Below are 17003 nucleotides of genomic sequence, written 5' to 3'. Positions count from 1 at the left end.
CCTGCTCGGGGCTAACCTGCGCGCACCACCTCGCCACGGCAGGCGAGGCGTCATTCCTGGCCACAAGCACTGAAACCCGGCATGGCGCCGTCCCGCCCGCCGCCACCGCTCATGCCGGACCGCAGGCTCCGGGCGCCACCCGATTGGGGACGGGAAGGAACGTGCCCTATGCCGGAATCAGACCGAGTTGTTTCATCTGCGCGAGGACGTCAACGATCCCCCAGGTCTCGGCGATCCGCCCGTCCGCGAAGCGCACGATCATGATCTCCCTGTAGGTGATGGATCTGCCGGTCGGCGCGACGCCCATGTACTCGCCCCGATGGGTCCCGGTGACCGTGTTCCGGAAGACGATCTTGTCGCCTTCGGCGATCACGTCCTCGACCTCGACGTGAAGGTCGGGGAACGCGCGCAGGAGCATCGCGCCCACCTGCTTGAGCGCTTCGGCGCCCGTCGCCTCGATCGGCAGCGACGTGCGGATCAGCACGTCCGGCTGGACGACCTCGTCGACCACCTTCCGGAAGACCTCCACGTCACCGCTGCTCTGGGCCTCGTGCAGACGGCTGAACGCCGCCTTGTTCCGGGCTATCTGATCTGCTGACATGTCCCCCTCCAAGGTCAACCCACCGTCCCTGCTCCCCGCCAGATACCGATCGGTCGGCGGCTCATCGTCGGTACTCCCCGTCCCAGAGGTGCAGAAGGCGCGCCCCGGCTGCGAACGCACGCCACCGGTTCAAAATCCGATGGCTTCGCGGAGCAGCAGGACGGTGCCGCGTCCGGGACGAAGTTCGGCGTTGAGGACGAGGAGGCGGTTGATGGCGCTGGGCGACCCATAGGCCGCCTGGGTGCGGGTGCTCTCCAGCCGGAGGCAATGGTCCTCGATACGGCGCAATGCGGTGCTCAGATCAGGTACCACTTTCTGCGCGCCGACGATCCAGATCGCGCGGGCGGCGCCACCGGCGTAGCCGGGCAACTGGCTCCCGCTCCCCGAGGCGACCACGAGCGAGCCGGTTTCGGTGACCGCCTGCACGCTGCCCACGATGACGTCGGGGGTGGCGCTCAGCCGCCGGATGTCGTCCATCTGCGTGGCGCGGTCCATGGCCAGGAGGAGTGGCCTGCTGGCCCGGTACCGTCCGCTGGCGTTGATGTCCTCGTCGATCCCGGACAGGCGGAGGGTCTCGCTGGCCCCGGTGAACACCTCCGCGCCCTCGGGGATCAGTTCCTTGATGCGGGCACGCGCTGCGGCCACATCATCGAGGACTTCCACCGTGAAACCATTCGCAACCAGCGCGGCGGCCGCCCGCTCCAAGCGCTGCGCGGGAGCCGGGTCGACGAACGCGGTGTCGTGCATTGAAGTGGTCATGATGTCGCTGAGCTCCCCGTTCACTGGATGATGTGTTCGTCTCAGCAGTTCGACAACGCAGCCCCCGGGAATGTGAGGCGGGCACGTCGCCTCACATCCCATCCCGCTGTCTTGTCGAACTGGTGAAGGCGAAAGCAACCGAGGGGAGGCGGCGGGCCATGACCACCCGGTCCACACCGGACGCGGCCGACTCGGGCGGAGACCGGGCCGAGCCGGGCCTGGACGCGATCATGAGCGAGCGGCGCCACCTGATCAATCTCGCGTACCGTCTGCTGGGCTCCCTCGTCGAAGCCGAAGACGCCGTCCAGGAGACCTACACCCGCTGGTACGCCATGTCCCGGCAGCAGCAGGGCGCCATCGCGTCCCCCGGCGCCTGGCTGACGACGGTCGCCAGCCGCATCTGCCTCAACCTGCTCAAGTCGGCACGGGCCCGCCGAGAGACCTACGTCGGCGAATGGATCCCCGAGCCACTCCCCGGAAGCACGGAATGGGTCACCGGACGCCCGGCCGGCACCGCCATCGACCCCGCTGACCGGGTCACCTTGGACGAGTCGGTCAACCTGGCCTTCCTCGTCGTGCTCGAATCGATGACCCCGGCCGAACGCGTCGCGTTCATCCTGCACGACGTCTTCTGCCACTCCTTCGCCGAGGTGGGCGAGATCGTCGGCCGTTCCCCAGCCGCGTGCCGCCAGCTGGCGTCCTCGGCCCGCCGCCGCATACGCACCTCGCAGCCCGCCGCGACCCCGCCCGCCGAGCGCGCCGGCATCGTCCGCGACTTCAAGCAGGCGTGGGAGGCCAAGGACATCAACGCCCTCCTCGCGCTCCTCGACCCCGACGCCACGGCCATCGCCGACGGCGGCGGACTCGCCTTGACCTTCCTGGACCCCATCGAAGGCGCCGAGCCGATCGCACACGCCTGGATCGACCTCGCCGGCCGAAGGCCCGACAACATGCTCGTCCTGGAGCGAACGGTCAACGGCCAGCCCGGCCTCGTGGCCCAGCAGGACGGCGTCACCGTAACGGTTTTCGCCTTCGATATCGCGGACGACCGAATCAAGCACATCTGGGTAATGCGCAACCCCGAAAAACTCCGCCCCTGGACAACGGACTAACGTCACACCACACCCGGCCAGCCCATCCCCAACGCTGCTGACGCCCAACACCCAATGCCCTAAGCCCGCCGCACCGGCATGCACCAAAAATCCTTGCCGCAAACGCCGCACACGATGCCGCGCCACGCACCACCGATCTCCCCCGCTCCACACACGCTCCGTAACCACGCGCAGTTCGCCACCGCGCAGGGTTCGGAGCCGGACAGCCGGTGGTCTGCCGCCGTACTGCGCACTGTGTGTCACGACGCCGCAGGGTTACTCGTCGTGCAGTGGGCGGCTCCCCCACGCCGCGCGGCATCCGGCAGCACGCACCGTGGGCGCCACATGGGGGCTTTGGTCACGCTGGGTGCGGTTTGCCCGGCATGCCGAGCGGGGTTGGCTGGGTGTCCCTGCGGGGTTCTTGGGAGGGGTGGGTGGTTCGGTCTCTGGGAGTGGTGGCGCTGCGGCTGGTGAATCTTGGGGGTGGGTTGCGTCGGGCGGTGTGTGAATCGACCAATTTCTCCTTGCCGGTGGGCGTCGGGAGTTACATATCTCTGGCCGGAGGTTTCCTGCGCTTCCGGGATTCGCTGTGAGACCCTCCGAGGGTTGTCGGGACGTACGGGACGCTGGAGATCTTGTGCTGGACAATCGGCAGGCAGGTCCGCGCGCGCAGGCGGGGCCGACCGCGCTGCGCATGCAGATCGGGGCGCGGCTTCGGCGGATGCGGGAGGACAAGGGCATCGGACGGGCGGAGGCGGGCGACGCGATCCGTTCGTCGGCGTCCAAGATGAGCCGGCTCGAGTTGGGGCGGCACGGGTTCAAGGTCCGGGACGTCCTCGATCTGCTCGACCTCTACGGCGTCCACGACGAGGACGAGCGTGCCAGCTTCCTTGAGCTCGTCCGGGAGGCGAAGAAGCCCGGCTGGTGGCAGAGCTACGGCGATGTCGTGCCGAGCTGGTTCGAGCAGTACCTCGGGCTGGAGCAGTCGGCGGCGACGATCCGCAGCTACGAGGTCCAGTACATCCCCGGCCTGTTACAGACGCGCGACTACGCGCGGGCCGTCATCGGGCTCGAACACCATGACGCCCCGTACGACGGGCTCGAGCGGCGGCTCACCGTCCGGATGACGCGGCAGCGGATCCTGCACCGGCCGGTCGGGCCGGCGACGCTGTGGGCGGTCATCGACGAGGCGGCGCTGCGGCGGCCGTTCGGCGGGCCGGAGACGATGCGCGGCCAGATCGAGCACCTCATCGCCGTGTCGGAGGGCATGCCGAACGTGCGGCTACAGGTCCTGCCGTTCGCCGCCGGCGGGCATCTGGCGCTCGGCGGGCCGATCACGGTCGTCCGGTTCGCCGAGCACGACCTCGACGACGTCGTCTACCTGGAGCAGCTCACCGGCGCCCGCTACCCCGAGGGGGGCGAGGCCGCCCGCTACCAGAAGATCATGGACCTGCTCGCGATCCGCGCCGCGCGCCCGGCCCGCACCACCGCCTTCCTCAAGGACCTCCTCAACGACTACTGACGGCGGTCCGGCCCGGCGCAGGAAGGCCGGGGTCAGCAGGAACCCGGCCGCGCCGACCGGCATCGCCGCGCCCGCCAGTGCCACCAGGCCCGGGACGGCGAACTGGGCGACGCCCCACGACGACCCGAAGAACGCGAACCAGCGGGGTCGTTCCATCTCCGGCGCGACGTCGGCGATCACCGCCTGCCAGCGCCCCATCAGGACGCTGTCGACGGCCGCCCAGGCCAGGTAGGCCGCGACCGTCAGCGGGACGGCCCGGCCTGCGGCCAGCACCAGCGCGAGCACTCCGAGGACGCCGCTCCCGACGGCGAGGACGCGCTCGTGTGCGAACGCGTTCAGGCGGCGCCGCCCCAGGCGTCCGGTCAAGGGGGCGAGCAGTGCGGCGGCGGTCAGCGTCAGCCCGGGGAGCCAGGCGGGCGCGCCGCGTTGGAGCAGCATCAGCGGCATGAACATCAGCACGGCCAGGTAGCCGCACGCGAACGCCGTCCCGGCGATGGTCAGCCGGAGCAGCTGCCGGGACGGGCGCCATGGGACGGCCTGTGTCCGCTTTGTCGGCCGCTCCCGTTCCAGGAATGCCACGGCAACGGCTGCCGCCAGTAGGCACGTCGTCCCGTCCACGACCGCGAGCCAGCGCGTGCCCAGCGGCAGGAGGACGGCGGCGAGCAGGCCGCCGAGCGCTCCGGCGGCGACCAACGACGTGCCGAGCACCCCATAGATGTCGTCGCGGCGGCCGCCGACCCTGGCCAGCGCCTCCTGCGTGGCGGGTTCCTGGATCTCGAAGGCCAGGCCGACCACGGCGACCGCGGCCAGTACCTGCACGCTCCCCTGCGCGGCGGCCAGGAGCAGGAGAGCGGCGCCCGTCGATGCCAGGCCGACGACGACGAGCGTCCGCGGCGCGAACCTGTCGAGCAGCACGCCGCCGAGCCAGCGCGAGACCAGCGCGGCGACCCCGAAGACGGCCAGCGCCGCCGCCGCGAGGTCGGCGCCCGCCAGCACGGCGAGGAACGCCATCACATACGCGCCGAGCTGGTTGATCACTCGGACGCCCACGAGCGCCTTCGCCGGACGCGGCAGATCTCTCATCACGAGCGAAGGCTACGGTCCGCCACCGACAGAACACGCTCCCGCACCATGATCGAACACATGTTTGAGCGAAAAGGGTACAGTGGCGGCATGTTCCAAGGCTCGCTACTGGACTTCACGGACGAGCACGGCCCGCGTCCGCTGGCCTCGGCGCGCCGGACACGCCTCGCCCGCGGCGCCTGGGTGGACGTCCTGCCCGGCTGGATCCCCGGCGCGGACGCGCTGTTCGAGCGGCTGCTCACGTCCGTCCCGTGGCGCGCGGAACGGCGGCGCATGTATGAGCGGGTCGTGGACGTGCCCCGGCTCCTGGCGTTCTACGACGAGAACACGCCGCTGCCCGATCCCGTCCTGGACGAGGCCAAGGCCGCGCTCGACGACCACTACGCCGACGAACTCGGTGAGCCGTTCCGTACCGCCGGCCTCTGCCTGTACCGGGACGGCCGCGACAGTGTGGCATGGCACGGCGACACCATCGGACGCGGTGCCACGCACGACACGATGGTGGCGATCCTGTCCGTCGGGACGCCGCGAAGCCTTCTGCTGCGTCCGCGGGGCGGCGGCCAGACGATCCGCCATGAGCTGGGACACGGCGACCTCATCGTGATGGGCGGAAGCTGCCAGCGGACATGGGAGCACGCCATCCCGAAGAGCGCCCGCGTCACCGGCCCCCGCATCAGCATCCAGTTCCGCCCTCGCGGCGTACGCTGACCCGAGTCGACGCAGGGCGTCGTGACCATTCCGGGGGGCGGCCGAGACCAACCTGTACGGGCCCTGGCGCCTCACGCAGGCGATGCTCCCGCTGCTGCGCCGCAGCGCGCACGGCCGGATCGTCAACGTCTCCAGCGAAGTCGCCTCGCTGACCGGCATGGGCGGCGGTATTCCCGCCTACACCGCGTCCAAGGCCGCCCTCAACGCACTGACCCGCATGCTCGCCGCCGAACTCCATGCGGACGGCATCCTCGTCAACGCGGTCTGCCCCGGCTGGGTCGCCACGGACATGGGCGGCCCCGGCGGACGTCCCGTCGCCGATGGCGCGGCGAGCGTATTCTGGGCCGCGACCCTCCCCGACAACGGCCCGACCGGCGGCTTCTTCCGCGACGGCCGGCCGCTCCCCTGGTGAAGGACTCCAGATGATCCTGGTGACGGGCCCTTTCCGCCGGTGGGCCGACATCCACGCGGGCGCCTTCGCATGATCTCCCTCGCCGAGATCAGCGCCGCGACGCAGGCCCTCCTGGCGACCGCGGCCCGGCTCGACGACGCCGACGTCCGCGGGCCGTCCCTCCTTCCGGGCTGGACGCGCGGACACGTCCTCACCCACGTCGCGCGCAACGCCGACGGCGGGACGCGCCTGCTCACCTGGGCGCGCACCGGCGTCGAGTCCTACGAGTACGCGAGCCTGGACGCCCGCGCCGCCGAGATCGAGGAGGGCGCGAACCGTCCCGCCGACACGCTCGTCGAGGACGTCCGCCGATCCGCCGACCGGTTCGCCGAGGCGTTCGCGCTCATGCCGGACGAGGCCTGGGAGCGGACCGTCCAATGGACGACGGGCGCCCGCCACCCGGCCGCCCGCGCCGCCGACGCCCGCCTCACCGAGGTGCTCGTCCACCACGTGGACCTGGACGCCGGCTTCGCTCCCGGCGACTGGCCCGCCGATTTCACGAGCCGCATGCTGGCCGGCGTCACCGCCTCCTTCGCACGCCGCGACGACGGCCCGGCCCTCCGCCTGCACGCCACGGACACCGGCGAAGACCACGGGACCGGCGACCACCTGGTGACCGGTCCCGCACCATCTCTCCTGGCCTGGCTCTTGGGCCGCTCGCCCGCCACGGGCCTGAGCGGTGCCACGCACCTCGAAATCCCTTTCCTCTACTGACCGTCCCGTCCTCCACTTGACGGGACGGCCGACCCAGTACCGGACCGAACCAGCGCCGGCACCGGGCGCGGTTTTGTCAAAGATCGCTGGTAAAGGTGTCGACGGGGTGCAATGGTCGACAATTATTGAGAGTGGCGCGGAAAATGAGTCACGGGACTCAAACCAGATCCAGGTCGCCGCCCCGGACGGCGTCCATCAGCGCATTCCACTGCGTGCGGCCGAGAGCGATGACACCGGCGGAGTGATCGCGCGAGTCGCGGACCAGCACCGACGCGTCCAGGGCGGCGACCTCCACGCAGTTGCTGTCACTGCCGCTCGCGCTGCTCTTCCGCCAGTTCAGCACGTCTCCCCGAGTCGACCGGTAGACCATCCAGCAACCTCCGTCCATTGCCGGCGGGTGCCGTCTCGCCAACCGATCGGCCGAGAACACCCGCCGGATGAGCACCGAGCAGGGCACAACAAACCACGACCTTGTGGATAATTTCCCGATCACGAGTGTAAACGGTTCTAGTTATTCCGCCTACAAGGGAACACAAGATCACGCTGTGTGCTATGACGGCCACTCGCCTTGTCGGATGTCCGCTGCGGCCTTCACCTCCGGTCGGGTCGAGTTGCGGTTCCTCAGTCAGGCCATGAGGTCTTCGGCGGCCTGCCGCATCAACGCGATGGACTGATCGGCGGGCAGCGCCTGTTCCAGGAGGAGCTCGAAGGTGTCGCGGTACTCGATGACCGTGTCGTCCTCACCGCTGATCATCACGCTGGCGCCCGACCGTCCCTCCAGATAGAGGACGTCGTCGAGGTCGCCGTCGAACTCCAGAATGCTGAACGGCCCCTCCATGCCGAGGTGCGCGCCCGTACTGAACGGGATGACCCGCACCGTCAGCAGGTCGTCGCTCTCGGCGGCGTCGGCGACATGGTTGAGCTGGGCGGGCATGATCGCGGGGTCGGTCCTGATGCCGACGTGCCGGCGGATGACCGCCTCGTCGATGATGTAGTGCTGGCGGGGCGGATTCTCCCGCTTGGCGAGCTCCTGCTGCCGCTGGATGCGCAGCTTCGCCGCGAGCACCCGCGCCGTTTCGGACGCCTTGCCGGTCGACAGGACCTCGGCGTACTCGGGCGTCTGAATGAGCCCGGGGATGACCGTCCCATGGAACTGGCGAATGAAGGCCGCACCCGCCGAGTACCCGACGTAGTTGAGGAAGCTGGGGTCGAGCTCACCGCGGTAGACGTTCCACCAAGCGGGTTCGCGCGCGCCGCGGGCCAGTGCCTGCAACCGCTCCTGGCGGCCTTCCGAGGTGACGTCGTACACCGCGAGGAGGGCCTGCAGATCGGTCCGGGTGATGGCGTTCTTACCGCCTTCGACCCGGATGAGCTTCGACGGGGACCATTCGAGTTGCCGCGCCACCTGCTCCTGCGTCAGCTTCTTCTGCTTGCGGAGCCGGACGAGCTCCGCCCGCAGCAACGCACTCTGGACTATCGGCCCCTGGTCACTGGACATGGCGTTCGCTCACTCTAAGTAGTTGGTGCCAGCAACCTGGATGCTACATGGCAAACGGGGACCTGACATCCCGCTTGCCACCACGACGCTACATCTCTTGGTCATGTGATCTTCGCTCCACACGCCAGACCCCGTCATATCGCCCAAAACTCGCGCCGGAAGCTTCCAGACTGCTGCACACCGGAAAGTCGTCTGTTAGTCTGCTACCTAGCACATTACAACATAGTCAGCTGCAACAGAACGTCGTGCCACATCGAAGGGGCAGGCGACCTGACGCACGGTGAGGGTCCGGACGGGGACGCGTGTCATCCGGACGGACGCTCGCGACCGGCCGGGGGCGCACGGGCCACGGGGCAACGGGCCGCCCGGGCACCGCCGGCGCAGGCAGCACGAACGGGACACGCACGAACGGGGAGGTCAGCCGCACCACGAGACTTCGGCACCGCCGGCGGGAACGCCGGCGACCGACCGCGAAAAACAGAGTCGCCCGCCACTTTCAGCCGATCACCGGTTGGCAGCCAAGACGATCGACGGAAAGCGGAGAGCGACTCCCGAGCCGCGCGAAAGCGCTCCGGCGGGTCTGCGCAGATACCCTGCGAAAACGCAGAAAGATCCAGGCTGACCTGCCAAAACGTTTTCTGCGGACTCACCCAGTCTAACCGCGATCACGCGGAACGGGCTATAGGTGATGCGACTTCGGCCGCCGCGACCGGATGCCGGGCGATCCCGGGCACCGGCGCACGGAGGCTGAATTCGCGCTTCGAGGCATGGGGTTCCTGACATGTCAAGACAGCAGATTCGTCCCCCGATCTTCGACGTCCACCCCACGAGTTCTTTCAGCCCCAGGGGTTCCCTTCGGCCGATCGCCGGGGCGGTGTTCGGATGAGCGAACACGAGCGCCTGCACGACCCGGACCAGATCGTCAGCCCGGACGCGTCCTCCACCGGTTCCGGGAGCGAGCACAGCCGATCTTCGAGCGAGAACACGGACCTGGTGAGCATGGCGGCGCCGGCCCCGGCGGCGGCGTCCGGCCCGGCGTCCGGCCCGGCGTCCGGGCGGGCGGGCGGACCGTCCCAGCGGCCCGGGTTCTGGCTCGCCCTCACCACCATTGAGCGGGCCGAGTTCCTCGCGACCGCGCAGGAGGTCGTCTACCCGGCGGGCGCGGTGCTCTGGGAGGAGGACCAGGCCGCCGACCACACCATCGTGATCAAGTCCGGCTCCGTGCGGGTCTGCGTGGAGCGGGACGGGCACGAGCGGATCATCGCCTTCCGCGGTGCCGGCGACATCATCGGCGAGCGCGCCGCACTGATGCTCCGCCGCCGCTCGGCGACCATCGTGGCGATGGAGACGCTGCACGCGCTGCACCTGACCACGCAGCAGTTCGTCACCTACCTCAGCAACCATCCGCGCGTGGTCGCCGTCCTGGAACGCGAGATGTACCACCGGCTCACCGAGCAGTCGGGCGCCATGCGGGACGAGACGGGCCAGTACAGGCCGGCAGACGCGCCAGGGGCGGCCGCCCAGTACGGCTCACCCCAGGTGTACGCGACGGCGTACATACCGATACCGGCCATCTGGCCGCACGCACCGCAGGGCGTACCCGCTCCGTACGGGCCGTCCCCCGGCCCTTATGTCGCGGGTGACCAGTACAGGCCACCGTCGGGCCCGTACGCGACGTCCAACCGGTCCAACCCGTCCGTAGCGAACGACCCGTACGCGACAACCGACCCCTACGCGACGGTCGCCCCATCGGCGGCGAACGCCCCGTCTGCGACGACTGACCCGTATGCGACGGGCGACCGGTACGTGACGGGCGCCCCTTACGTGACCTCGGAACTGCCGGAAACGAACAACCCCTACACAACGACCGATTCATACGTGGTGGGCGGCCAGTACGTGTCGTTCGACCCGTATGCGTCGTCCACAGTGCCCGCCGACACCCTGCATCGTGCGAACGGGGCCCATGGCGCCCCTGCGGGCGGGTCGTCTGCCGGGCGTTGGGCGCACGTGGAGGAGACGGTCAACGCGGCCTGGCAGGCGCGTCCTGCGGTCGACGTGCGGGTGCCGTTCCATGGGCAGCCGACTCGGCCCGTGGCGATCACGCCGCCCGAGTCCGCCGGTCCGTCCTGGGCCGGGCAGAACTGCACGATCGTGTTCACCGACATCGCCGGCTTCAGCTCGCGCGTCCGGGACGAGAGCGACCGGCTGGAGGTGCGGCGCGCCATGTACGCCGCGCTGCGGCAGTCCTTCGAGGAGTCGAGGGTGCCGTGGGACGCCTGCTACAGCGAGGACCGCGGCGACGGCGCGCTCATCGTCGTCCCGGCCGGGATACCGACCGCCGCCGTCATCGATCCCATGATCGCCGTGCTCGGGATGCGGCTGCGGCGCCACAACCACCGGTCGAGCGAGGCGGTCCGCATCCAGCTCAGGGTCGCGGTGGACGTGGGGCCGGTGCTGCCCGATCCGCCCGGCGTGTCCGGCTGGACGATCATCAACGCGGCCCGGCTCCTCGATGCCGCCCCCTTCAAGGAAAGGCTCGCCGCGACGGGCGCCGATCTCGGTGTCATCGCGTCGAGGTTCGTCTACGACTCCGTCATCGCCCACAGCCCCGGCTACGTGAACGCCGCCGAGTACGAGCCCATCGGCTGCAGGGTGAAGGAAACGGACATCGAAGGCTGGATCCACCTGCGCGGCATGCCCGCCCGATCCGCCATCTGACCGCACGAAACCCGCTCCCGGCCCGTCCCCGCGCGGGCCCCTCACACCTGTCGACAACCCCGCGTGCACCGGCGCCGCGGGGTTTTCCACGTCCAGCCCGAACGGCCCCCCGCACGCAGCCCCATCGGGCCCGTTGCCGTCCTGCGTCACCAGGAGTCCCTGATCAGGAGCCCTGGCTGGGACGGCCTGGAACGTTCCGAGGGATGCACAGGACGAAACGGGCGCCGCGCTCGCTGTCCTCGATCGTCAGGGTTCCGCCGTGCAGCCGCGCGATCTCCCGCGCGATGGGGAGGCCGAGGCCGGTCCCGCCCGGGTCGCGGGACTTGCTGGCCTCGAGCCGCGCGAACCGCTGGAAGACGACGTCGCGGTGCTCCTTGGCGATGCCCGCGCCGTCGTCCTGCACCTCCAGGATGGCGTGGCCGTCGCTGCGCCGGACCGTGACGTCGACCTGCGATTCGGCGTGCCGCTCGGCGTTGTCCAGCAGATTCGTGAAGAGCCGGACGAGCCGGAGCCGGTCGCCGCGGACGGTGACGCCCTCCTGGAGGTGCGGGACGATCCGCTTCGTCCGGTCCGACCGCGCCACCTCGATGGTGACGAGGGCGCCGAGGTCGATCGTCTCGACGTCCTTCCAGGCGGCGGCGTCCAGGCGGGCCAGTTGCAGCAGGTCCGTGACGATCGCCTGGAGGCGCTCCAGGCTCTGCAGGACGGCGCGGGCCGTGCGCGGCCAGTCCACCTCGTCGGGGTAGAGGAGCGCCTCTTCGATCTGCGTGCGCGCCGCGGCGATCGGGCTGCGCAGGTCGTGGGACGCGTCGGAGGTGAAGCTGCGCTGCCGCTCCAGCGCGCTGTCGAGGCGGTCGAGGGTCGCGTTCGCGGCCTCGGCGAGCCGCCTGAGCTCGTCCCGGTTCTCCGGGACCGTGACCCGGCGGCCCGACTGCAACGCGGTGATCTCCGCCAGTTCGCGCCGGATCGCGTCCACCGGGGCGAGGGTCTGGTCCACCGTCCCCCAGGCGCGCAGGCAGGCCAGCAGGGTCACCAGCAGCGAGACGCTGACCAGGAGCATGGTCAGGCCGGGACTGACGTACCAGGGGACGGTCGGCGCCGCGGCGTAGACGAACCAGTCCCCGGTCGGGTGGTAGACGCGGAAGCCGATCACCCACGCGCAGCCGGGCAGCTCCACCGACGAGCAGACGTCACGAGTGGAGTACACCTGTGCCTGAGATGGGTGGAAATGGGCGATCGGCGGACCGTCGAGGGACGGCCCCGGGGTGCCCGCGATCACCGTCCGGTTCTCGTCCATGACCTGGACGACCACGCCGTCCGGCGCGTCGAGGTCGCCCCGCACCGGACCGCGGCGCATCTCGTAGCTGATCCGCAGCGCCGCCGCCGTCGCCTGGCTGCGCTTGGACTCGGTCTCGGAGCCGCGCACCTCCACAAGGATCAGGATGGCGACGATGACGCAGATGACGGCGGTGACCATTCCGGCAATCACGGTCATCCGCACCCGTATGGACCATGTGCGCCGTCCGTACACCCGACCTCCCGCAGGTGAGGTATTCACCGCCCAGACCGGAATCAGTCCTCTGAACTGCAGCGACGCACCCAAGAAGGTCCAAAGAAATGGTTGCCGAGGCCGGCCGCCCCAGCCCTCGCCCCCCGCATTGGACGGCCGGGCACACTCTTTGCGCACGCCCCGGGGTGGACGGCGCGGGTCGGTCCTGGCAGAAGCCATGGCGCTGAACGGAGGCCCGGTTAGCATGGCCGGTTATGGAGCTGCGCCAACTGGAGTACTTCGTCGCGGTGACCGAAGAGGCCAGCTTCACCAAGGCGGCGGCGCGGCTGCACGTCGCGCAGCCGGGCGTCAGCGCGCAGATCCGGCAGCTGGAGCGGGAACTGGGCCAGCCGCTGCTGGACCGGTCCGGACGGACGGTCCGGCTCACCGAGGTCGGCGCCGCCGTCCTCCCCTACGCGCGGGCGGCGCTCGCGGCCGTCGAGGGCGCGCGGCTGTCGGTGGACGAGCTGACCGGGCTCCTGCGCGGGCACGTCACCGTCGGCACCATCGACTGGATCAGGTCACTCGACCTTCCCGGCATGATCGCCGAATTCCACCGCGATCACCCGGAGGTGGAGATCACGGTCATCCAGGAGGACGCCGACACCCTGACCGACCGGCTGCGCACCGGACGCGTCGACCTCGCGTTCCTCAGCCTCGGCGCCGAACCGCCCGAGGGCATCGCGACCAAGGTCGTCATCGAGCAGGAGGTCCACGCCGCCGTCACCCGTGATCATCCGCTCGCGCGGCGGTCGACGATCACGTTGCGCGCGCTCGCCGACGAGCCGCTGATCAGCCTGCCGAGGGGGACCGGGCTGCGGGCCGTCCTCGACGCGGCCTTCGCGGACGCGGGCCTGCGCCCCCGCATCGCGTTCGAGGCCGGCGAGCCGCCCGTGCTGGCGCAGATCGCCGCGCACGGGCTCGGCGTCGCCGTGCTGCCCGAGTCCGCCGCCCGCGGCCTGCCGGACGCGCTGCACGCGATGCCGATCGTCCGGCCCCGGCTGAGCGGCCGGATCGCGCTGGCCTGGCGGGCGGACGGCCCGCGCAGTCCGGCGGCGCGGGCGTTCACGGCCCACGCCCGCCGGCTGCTGCCCTGACTCGACGCACCGACCGGCCATCGCCGCCGTGGCGCCGGGGCCGATCGCGGCCGATCGCGGCCGGTCGCGGCCGGTCGCGGCCGGTCGCGGCCGGTCGCGGCTGGTCGCGGCGGCCTCAGGCCGCCTTGGACTCCTGGCTCCGCGACGTCTTCAGGACATGGCGCAGGACGTCCGGTTTGTTGGTGATGATCCCGTCCACGCCGAGGCGGGCGGCCTTCTCCATGTCGCCGCGGTCGTTGATCGTCCAGGTGAGGACGTCCATGCGCGACGCGTGCACCTTCTTGACATAGGACGCGGTCAGATCGCCGAACGTCGGGTTGATCTGGTCGGCGTACTTGGCGAGTTTCGGCAGGTCCGCGACCTTCGGGGTGCCGAGCAGGCCCGTCGGCACCTTCGGCAGGACGGCGTGGAACCGCCGCACGGAGTGCCAGTCGAAGGACTGGACGGCGAGGCGCCGCTCCCGCGGATCATGCCGCAGCCAGGACGGCGAGCGCTTCAGCGCCGCGGCGACCCGCTTCTCGATGCCCGGGTACAGGGCCGGGCTCTTGAGCTCCAGCAGCATGCCGAGCCCCGTGCCGCGCATCGCGGACAGCACCCTGCCCAGCGTCGGGACGCGCTCGCCCTTGTACTTCGCCGCGAACCACGACCCCGCGTCCAGCTTCTCGATCTCGGCGAGCGTGAAGTCGGCGACCTTCCACGGCTTGCGGTCCGGATAGACGTCCTCCACGTTCGTCGTCCTGTCGAGCGTGGTGTCGTGCATGATCACGAGCTTGTGGTCCTTGGTCTCCTGGACGTCCAGCTCGAACATGTCGGCGTGCTTCGCCTTGGCCAGCTTGAACGCGGCCAGCGTGTTCTCGGGCGCGTACGCGGACGCGCCGCGGTGCGCGACGTCCACGATCCCGGCGCGCAGCGCGCTCCCGGCCCCCGGCCGCGGCTCCGACGCCGGCTGCTGCGCACCCGGCTGCACCGCCCCAGGCTCGTCCGCCCCGGGCTGGGCCGCGCCAGGCTTCGAGGCACCCGGCTGGGACGCACCCGGCTGCGAGGCGTCGGGCTGAGTGGCGCCAGGCTGGGACGCGCCAGGCTGCGTCGCGCCAGGCTGCGTCGCATCAGGCTGCGTCGCATCAGGCTGCGTCGCGCCCGGTCGTGGATCGGCAGGCCGCGGGTCGGCAGGTCGTGGATCGACAGGCCGCGGTCCGCCGCCGGGACGCGGTGCGCCGGGGTCCACCGCGCCGGCCTGCTGCGGAGCCGCGACCGGATCGGGCCCGGGATCGGCGGCGGCCGCCGTCGCCGGTACGACGAGCGCCGTGGTGGCCGTGACCGTGAGGAGCGCGAGACGATTCCGTCGGTGCATGTGTCACCTTTCGGGAGCCGGAGCTGTCCGCCCCAACCCTCGGGCCGTCCGGTGACACCGGAGTTTTGGGCCGGTAGCAGACCGTTTACAGTCGGTGACGATACGCAGTTGATCGGTTCGCACCGAGCAGGACACGGCGCTTTCCCCGGAACCGCCAGCCCCGCTACTCGGACTCTTCCGACTTGTCCGGCGTACGCGCGCTCTTGGCGGCCTTCGAGAGGATCAGCGCGCCGACCAGCAGCCTCCGGCTCCTCCGCAGCGGACGCGGGAACCGGACCCGCCGGACGGGCCGCTCCGCATCGGACGCCCGCTCCGGCTCCGGCTCGACGGCCGGCGCCGAACGACGCGGAGTACCCAGCCGTGTCGGGCGGCTCCGCCCGCGCAGCGTCACCGACCGGCCGACGTCCCATTCGCCGGCCTCGGACAGATGCGCCAGGTCGAGCACGGCCGCCGAGGCCAGCACCCGTCCCGCCTCGCCCTTCGCCAGGTCGCTGAGCCGGGCCGCCTCGTTCACCGGGTCGCCGATCACCGTGTACTCGAACCGCTCCTCGGCGCCGATGTACCCGGCGACGACCGGGCCCGCGGACACGCCGATCCCCGCGTCCAGCATCGGCACCTCGGCGCGCAGCCGCACCGCCAGTTCGCGGGCCGCGCCGAGCGCGCCGCCGGCCGAGTCCTCCATCCGCGTCGGCGCCCCGAAGATCGCGAGCGCCGCGTCCCCCTCGAACTTGTTGATCCAGCCGCCGTGCTGCGCCACCACCGACACCACGACGCCGAAGAACCGGTTGAGCAGCCCGACGACCTCGTCCGGGCTCCGCGTGTCGGCGAGCCGGGTCGACCCCGTCAGATCGACGAACAGCACGGCCACCTCGCGCGTCTCGCCGCCGAGCGTGATGGCGCCGCGCTCCAGCGCCAGGTCGGCGACCTCCTCGCCCACGTGCCGTCCGAACAGGTCGCGCAGCCGCTCGTTCTCGCGCAGCCCGGCGACCATGTGGTTGAACCCGGCCTGCAGCTGCCCGACCTCGCTCGCGTCGTACACCGCGACCTCGGCGCCCAGGTCGCCCCGCTCGACCTGCGCCATCCCCTTCCGGACGGCCTTGATCGGATCCGCGATCGCCCGTGTCGCCATATAGGTGACATAGACCCCGGCCAGGATCGCCACGCCGCCGAGCCCCAGGATCGTGATCGCGAGCTGCTCGACGTTGATGTCCGGCGCGGCGAGCGCGGCGATCGCGACGCAGATCAGCCCGAACACCGGGATCGCCGTCCCGAGCGCCCAGGCGAGCATCACCCGCGTCGTCACCCCGGGCAGCCGGAACCTCTTCGGACGCTCCGTCCCCAGCACCAGCGCCGCCGCCGGCCGCAGCAGCCGCTCCGACAGCAGGTACACGATCGTGCACGTCGTCGCCGCGCCGAGCAGGCACGTCAGGCCGGTCTTCACCGCCAGCCGCCCGGTGAACAGCACGAGATCGAGCACCGCCCAGCCCAGCGCGCCGACCGTCCACAGGGCTCCGATGAGCAACGTCAACCGGAGCGGCCCCAGCAGGACGGCCCGCCGCTGCTCCCGCCCGGGCTCTCCCCCGTCCCGGACGAACGTCACGACGGGCCGCCACAGCCACAACCCCATGACCAGCGCCACCGGAGCGGCCACCACCGGATAACTGAAGAACGCCACCGCGTTCACCATGTGGACGTAGTCGCGGTCATCCAGCGGCGGGTCGGGCACCACGAACGTCGCGAACAGGAGCACGACCAGCGAACCGACCAGGTTCGCCACGCCCACCACGACCAGCAGGACCCAGCGCACACGGATCTCAAGCTTGCTGGTCACGCGCGCCTCCGGGGGGATGAGACCGCCATA

General features: G+C 70.8%; 13 protein-coding genes and 3 pseudogenes. 8 read left to right on the top strand and 8 right to left on the bottom strand.

What is annotated here, in order from left to right:
- Window positions 1-166 precede the first annotated feature (166 nt).
- Complete coding sequence (locus ABFX46_RS12825) at window positions 167-601, bottom strand: ester cyclase (RefSeq protein WP_346042081.1); 435 nt, start codon at window positions 599-601, stop codon at window positions 167-169.
- 129 nt (window positions 602-730) lie between these two features.
- Window positions 731-1384, bottom strand: a complete 654-nt coding sequence (locus ABFX46_RS12820; protein ID WP_346042079.1) for an LUD domain-containing protein — start codon at window positions 1382-1384, stop codon at window positions 731-733.
- A 134-nt stretch (window positions 1385-1518) separates the two neighbouring features.
- Here ABFX46_RS12820 and sigJ point away from each other — a divergent pair, with 134 nt between their 5' ends.
- On the top strand, window positions 1519-2472 hold the full coding sequence (gene sigJ / locus ABFX46_RS12815) for an RNA polymerase sigma factor SigJ (RefSeq protein WP_346042078.1): 954 nt from the start codon (window positions 1519-1521) through the stop codon (window positions 2470-2472).
- A gap of 616 nt (window positions 2473-3088) precedes the next feature.
- A complete protein-coding gene (locus ABFX46_RS12810; RefSeq protein WP_346042077.1) occupies window positions 3089-3973 on the top strand; it encodes a helix-turn-helix domain-containing protein in 885 nt (294 codons plus the stop codon).
- Window positions 3974-4075: 102 nt separating this feature from the next.
- Here ABFX46_RS12810 and ABFX46_RS12805 read toward each other — a convergent pair.
- Window positions 4076-4984 (bottom strand): annotated as a pseudogene (locus ABFX46_RS12805) (MFS transporter); the annotation flags it as partial.
- Between the two features lie 162 nt (window positions 4985-5146).
- On the opposite strand from ABFX46_RS12805, the gene ABFX46_RS12800 reads away from it, so the two are divergent.
- The 3 genes and pseudogenes from ABFX46_RS12800 (at window position 5147) to ABFX46_RS12790 (ending at window position 6929) form a co-directional block, all read left to right on the top strand.
- Window positions 5147-5764 carry an alpha-ketoglutarate-dependent dioxygenase AlkB gene (locus tag ABFX46_RS12800; protein ID WP_346042075.1) on the top strand — a complete coding sequence of 206 codons (618 nt, stop codon included), beginning with the start codon at window positions 5147-5149 and terminating at the stop codon, window positions 5762-5764.
- A gap of 40 nt (window positions 5765-5804) precedes the next feature.
- Window positions 5805-6176, top strand: a pseudogene (locus ABFX46_RS12795) (SDR family NAD(P)-dependent oxidoreductase); the annotation flags it as partial.
- Window positions 6177-6245: 69 nt separating this feature from the next.
- Window positions 6246-6929, top strand: coding sequence for a maleylpyruvate isomerase family mycothiol-dependent enzyme (locus tag ABFX46_RS12790; RefSeq protein WP_346042074.1), 684 nt, complete (start codon window positions 6246-6248; stop codon window positions 6927-6929).
- Window positions 6930-7086: 157 nt separating this feature from the next.
- Here the strand turns inward: ABFX46_RS12790 and ABFX46_RS12785 are convergent, their stop codons facing one another.
- Window positions 7087-7272: a DUF397 domain-containing protein gene (locus ABFX46_RS12785; RefSeq protein WP_346042073.1), complete on the bottom strand. Its 186-nt coding sequence runs from the start codon at window positions 7270-7272 to the stop codon at window positions 7087-7089.
- 282 nt (window positions 7273-7554) lie between these two features.
- On the bottom strand, window positions 7555-8427 hold the full coding sequence (locus ABFX46_RS12780) for a helix-turn-helix domain-containing protein (protein ID WP_346042071.1): 873 nt from the start codon (window positions 8425-8427) through the stop codon (window positions 7555-7557).
- 882 nt (window positions 8428-9309) lie between these two features.
- Between ABFX46_RS12780 and ABFX46_RS12775 the strand changes: the two genes are divergently transcribed.
- Window positions 9310-11145 (top strand): cyclic nucleotide-binding domain-containing protein, encoded by a 1836-nt coding sequence (locus ABFX46_RS12775; protein ID WP_346042070.1) that lies wholly within the window; start codon window positions 9310-9312, stop codon window positions 11143-11145.
- Between the two features lie 163 nt (window positions 11146-11308).
- Here the strand turns inward: ABFX46_RS12775 and ABFX46_RS12770 are convergent, their stop codons facing one another.
- A complete protein-coding gene (locus ABFX46_RS12770) occupies window positions 11309-12640 on the bottom strand; it encodes a sensor histidine kinase (protein ID WP_346042068.1) in 1332 nt (443 codons plus the stop codon).
- 269 nt (window positions 12641-12909) lie between these two features.
- On the opposite strand from ABFX46_RS12770, the gene ABFX46_RS12765 reads away from it, so the two are divergent.
- A complete protein-coding gene (locus ABFX46_RS12765) occupies window positions 12910-13791 on the top strand; it encodes a LysR family transcriptional regulator (RefSeq protein ID WP_346042067.1) in 882 nt (293 codons plus the stop codon).
- 115 nt (window positions 13792-13906) lie between these two features.
- Here ABFX46_RS12765 and ABFX46_RS12760 read toward each other — a convergent pair whose 3' ends face one another.
- Window positions 13907-14758, bottom strand: coding sequence for a glycerophosphodiester phosphodiesterase (locus ABFX46_RS12760; protein ID WP_346042066.1), 852 nt, complete (start codon window positions 14756-14758; stop codon window positions 13907-13909).
- Here ABFX46_RS12760 and ABFX46_RS43500 point away from each other — a divergent pair.
- Window positions 14672-14884 (top strand): annotated as a pseudogene (locus tag ABFX46_RS43500) (pentapeptide repeat-containing protein); the annotation flags it as partial. The gene ABFX46_RS12760 and the pseudogene ABFX46_RS43500 overlap by 87 nt on opposite strands.
- Before the next feature lie 421 nt (window positions 14885-15305).
- Here the strand turns inward: ABFX46_RS43500 and ABFX46_RS12755 are convergent.
- Window positions 15306-16973, bottom strand: a complete 1668-nt coding sequence (locus tag ABFX46_RS12755) for an adenylate/guanylate cyclase domain-containing protein (protein ID WP_346042065.1) — start codon at window positions 16971-16973, stop codon at window positions 15306-15308.
- Window positions 16974-17003 lie beyond the last annotated feature (30 nt).

The organism is Actinomadura chokoriensis, from assembly GCF_039529475.1.
Classification (GTDB): Bacteria; Actinomycetota; Actinomycetes; order Streptosporangiales; family Streptosporangiaceae; genus Spirillospora; species Spirillospora bangladeshensis.
The sequence above is the reverse complement of the archived record's forward strand: the minus strand, read 5'-3'. Positions and strand labels throughout refer to the sequence as shown.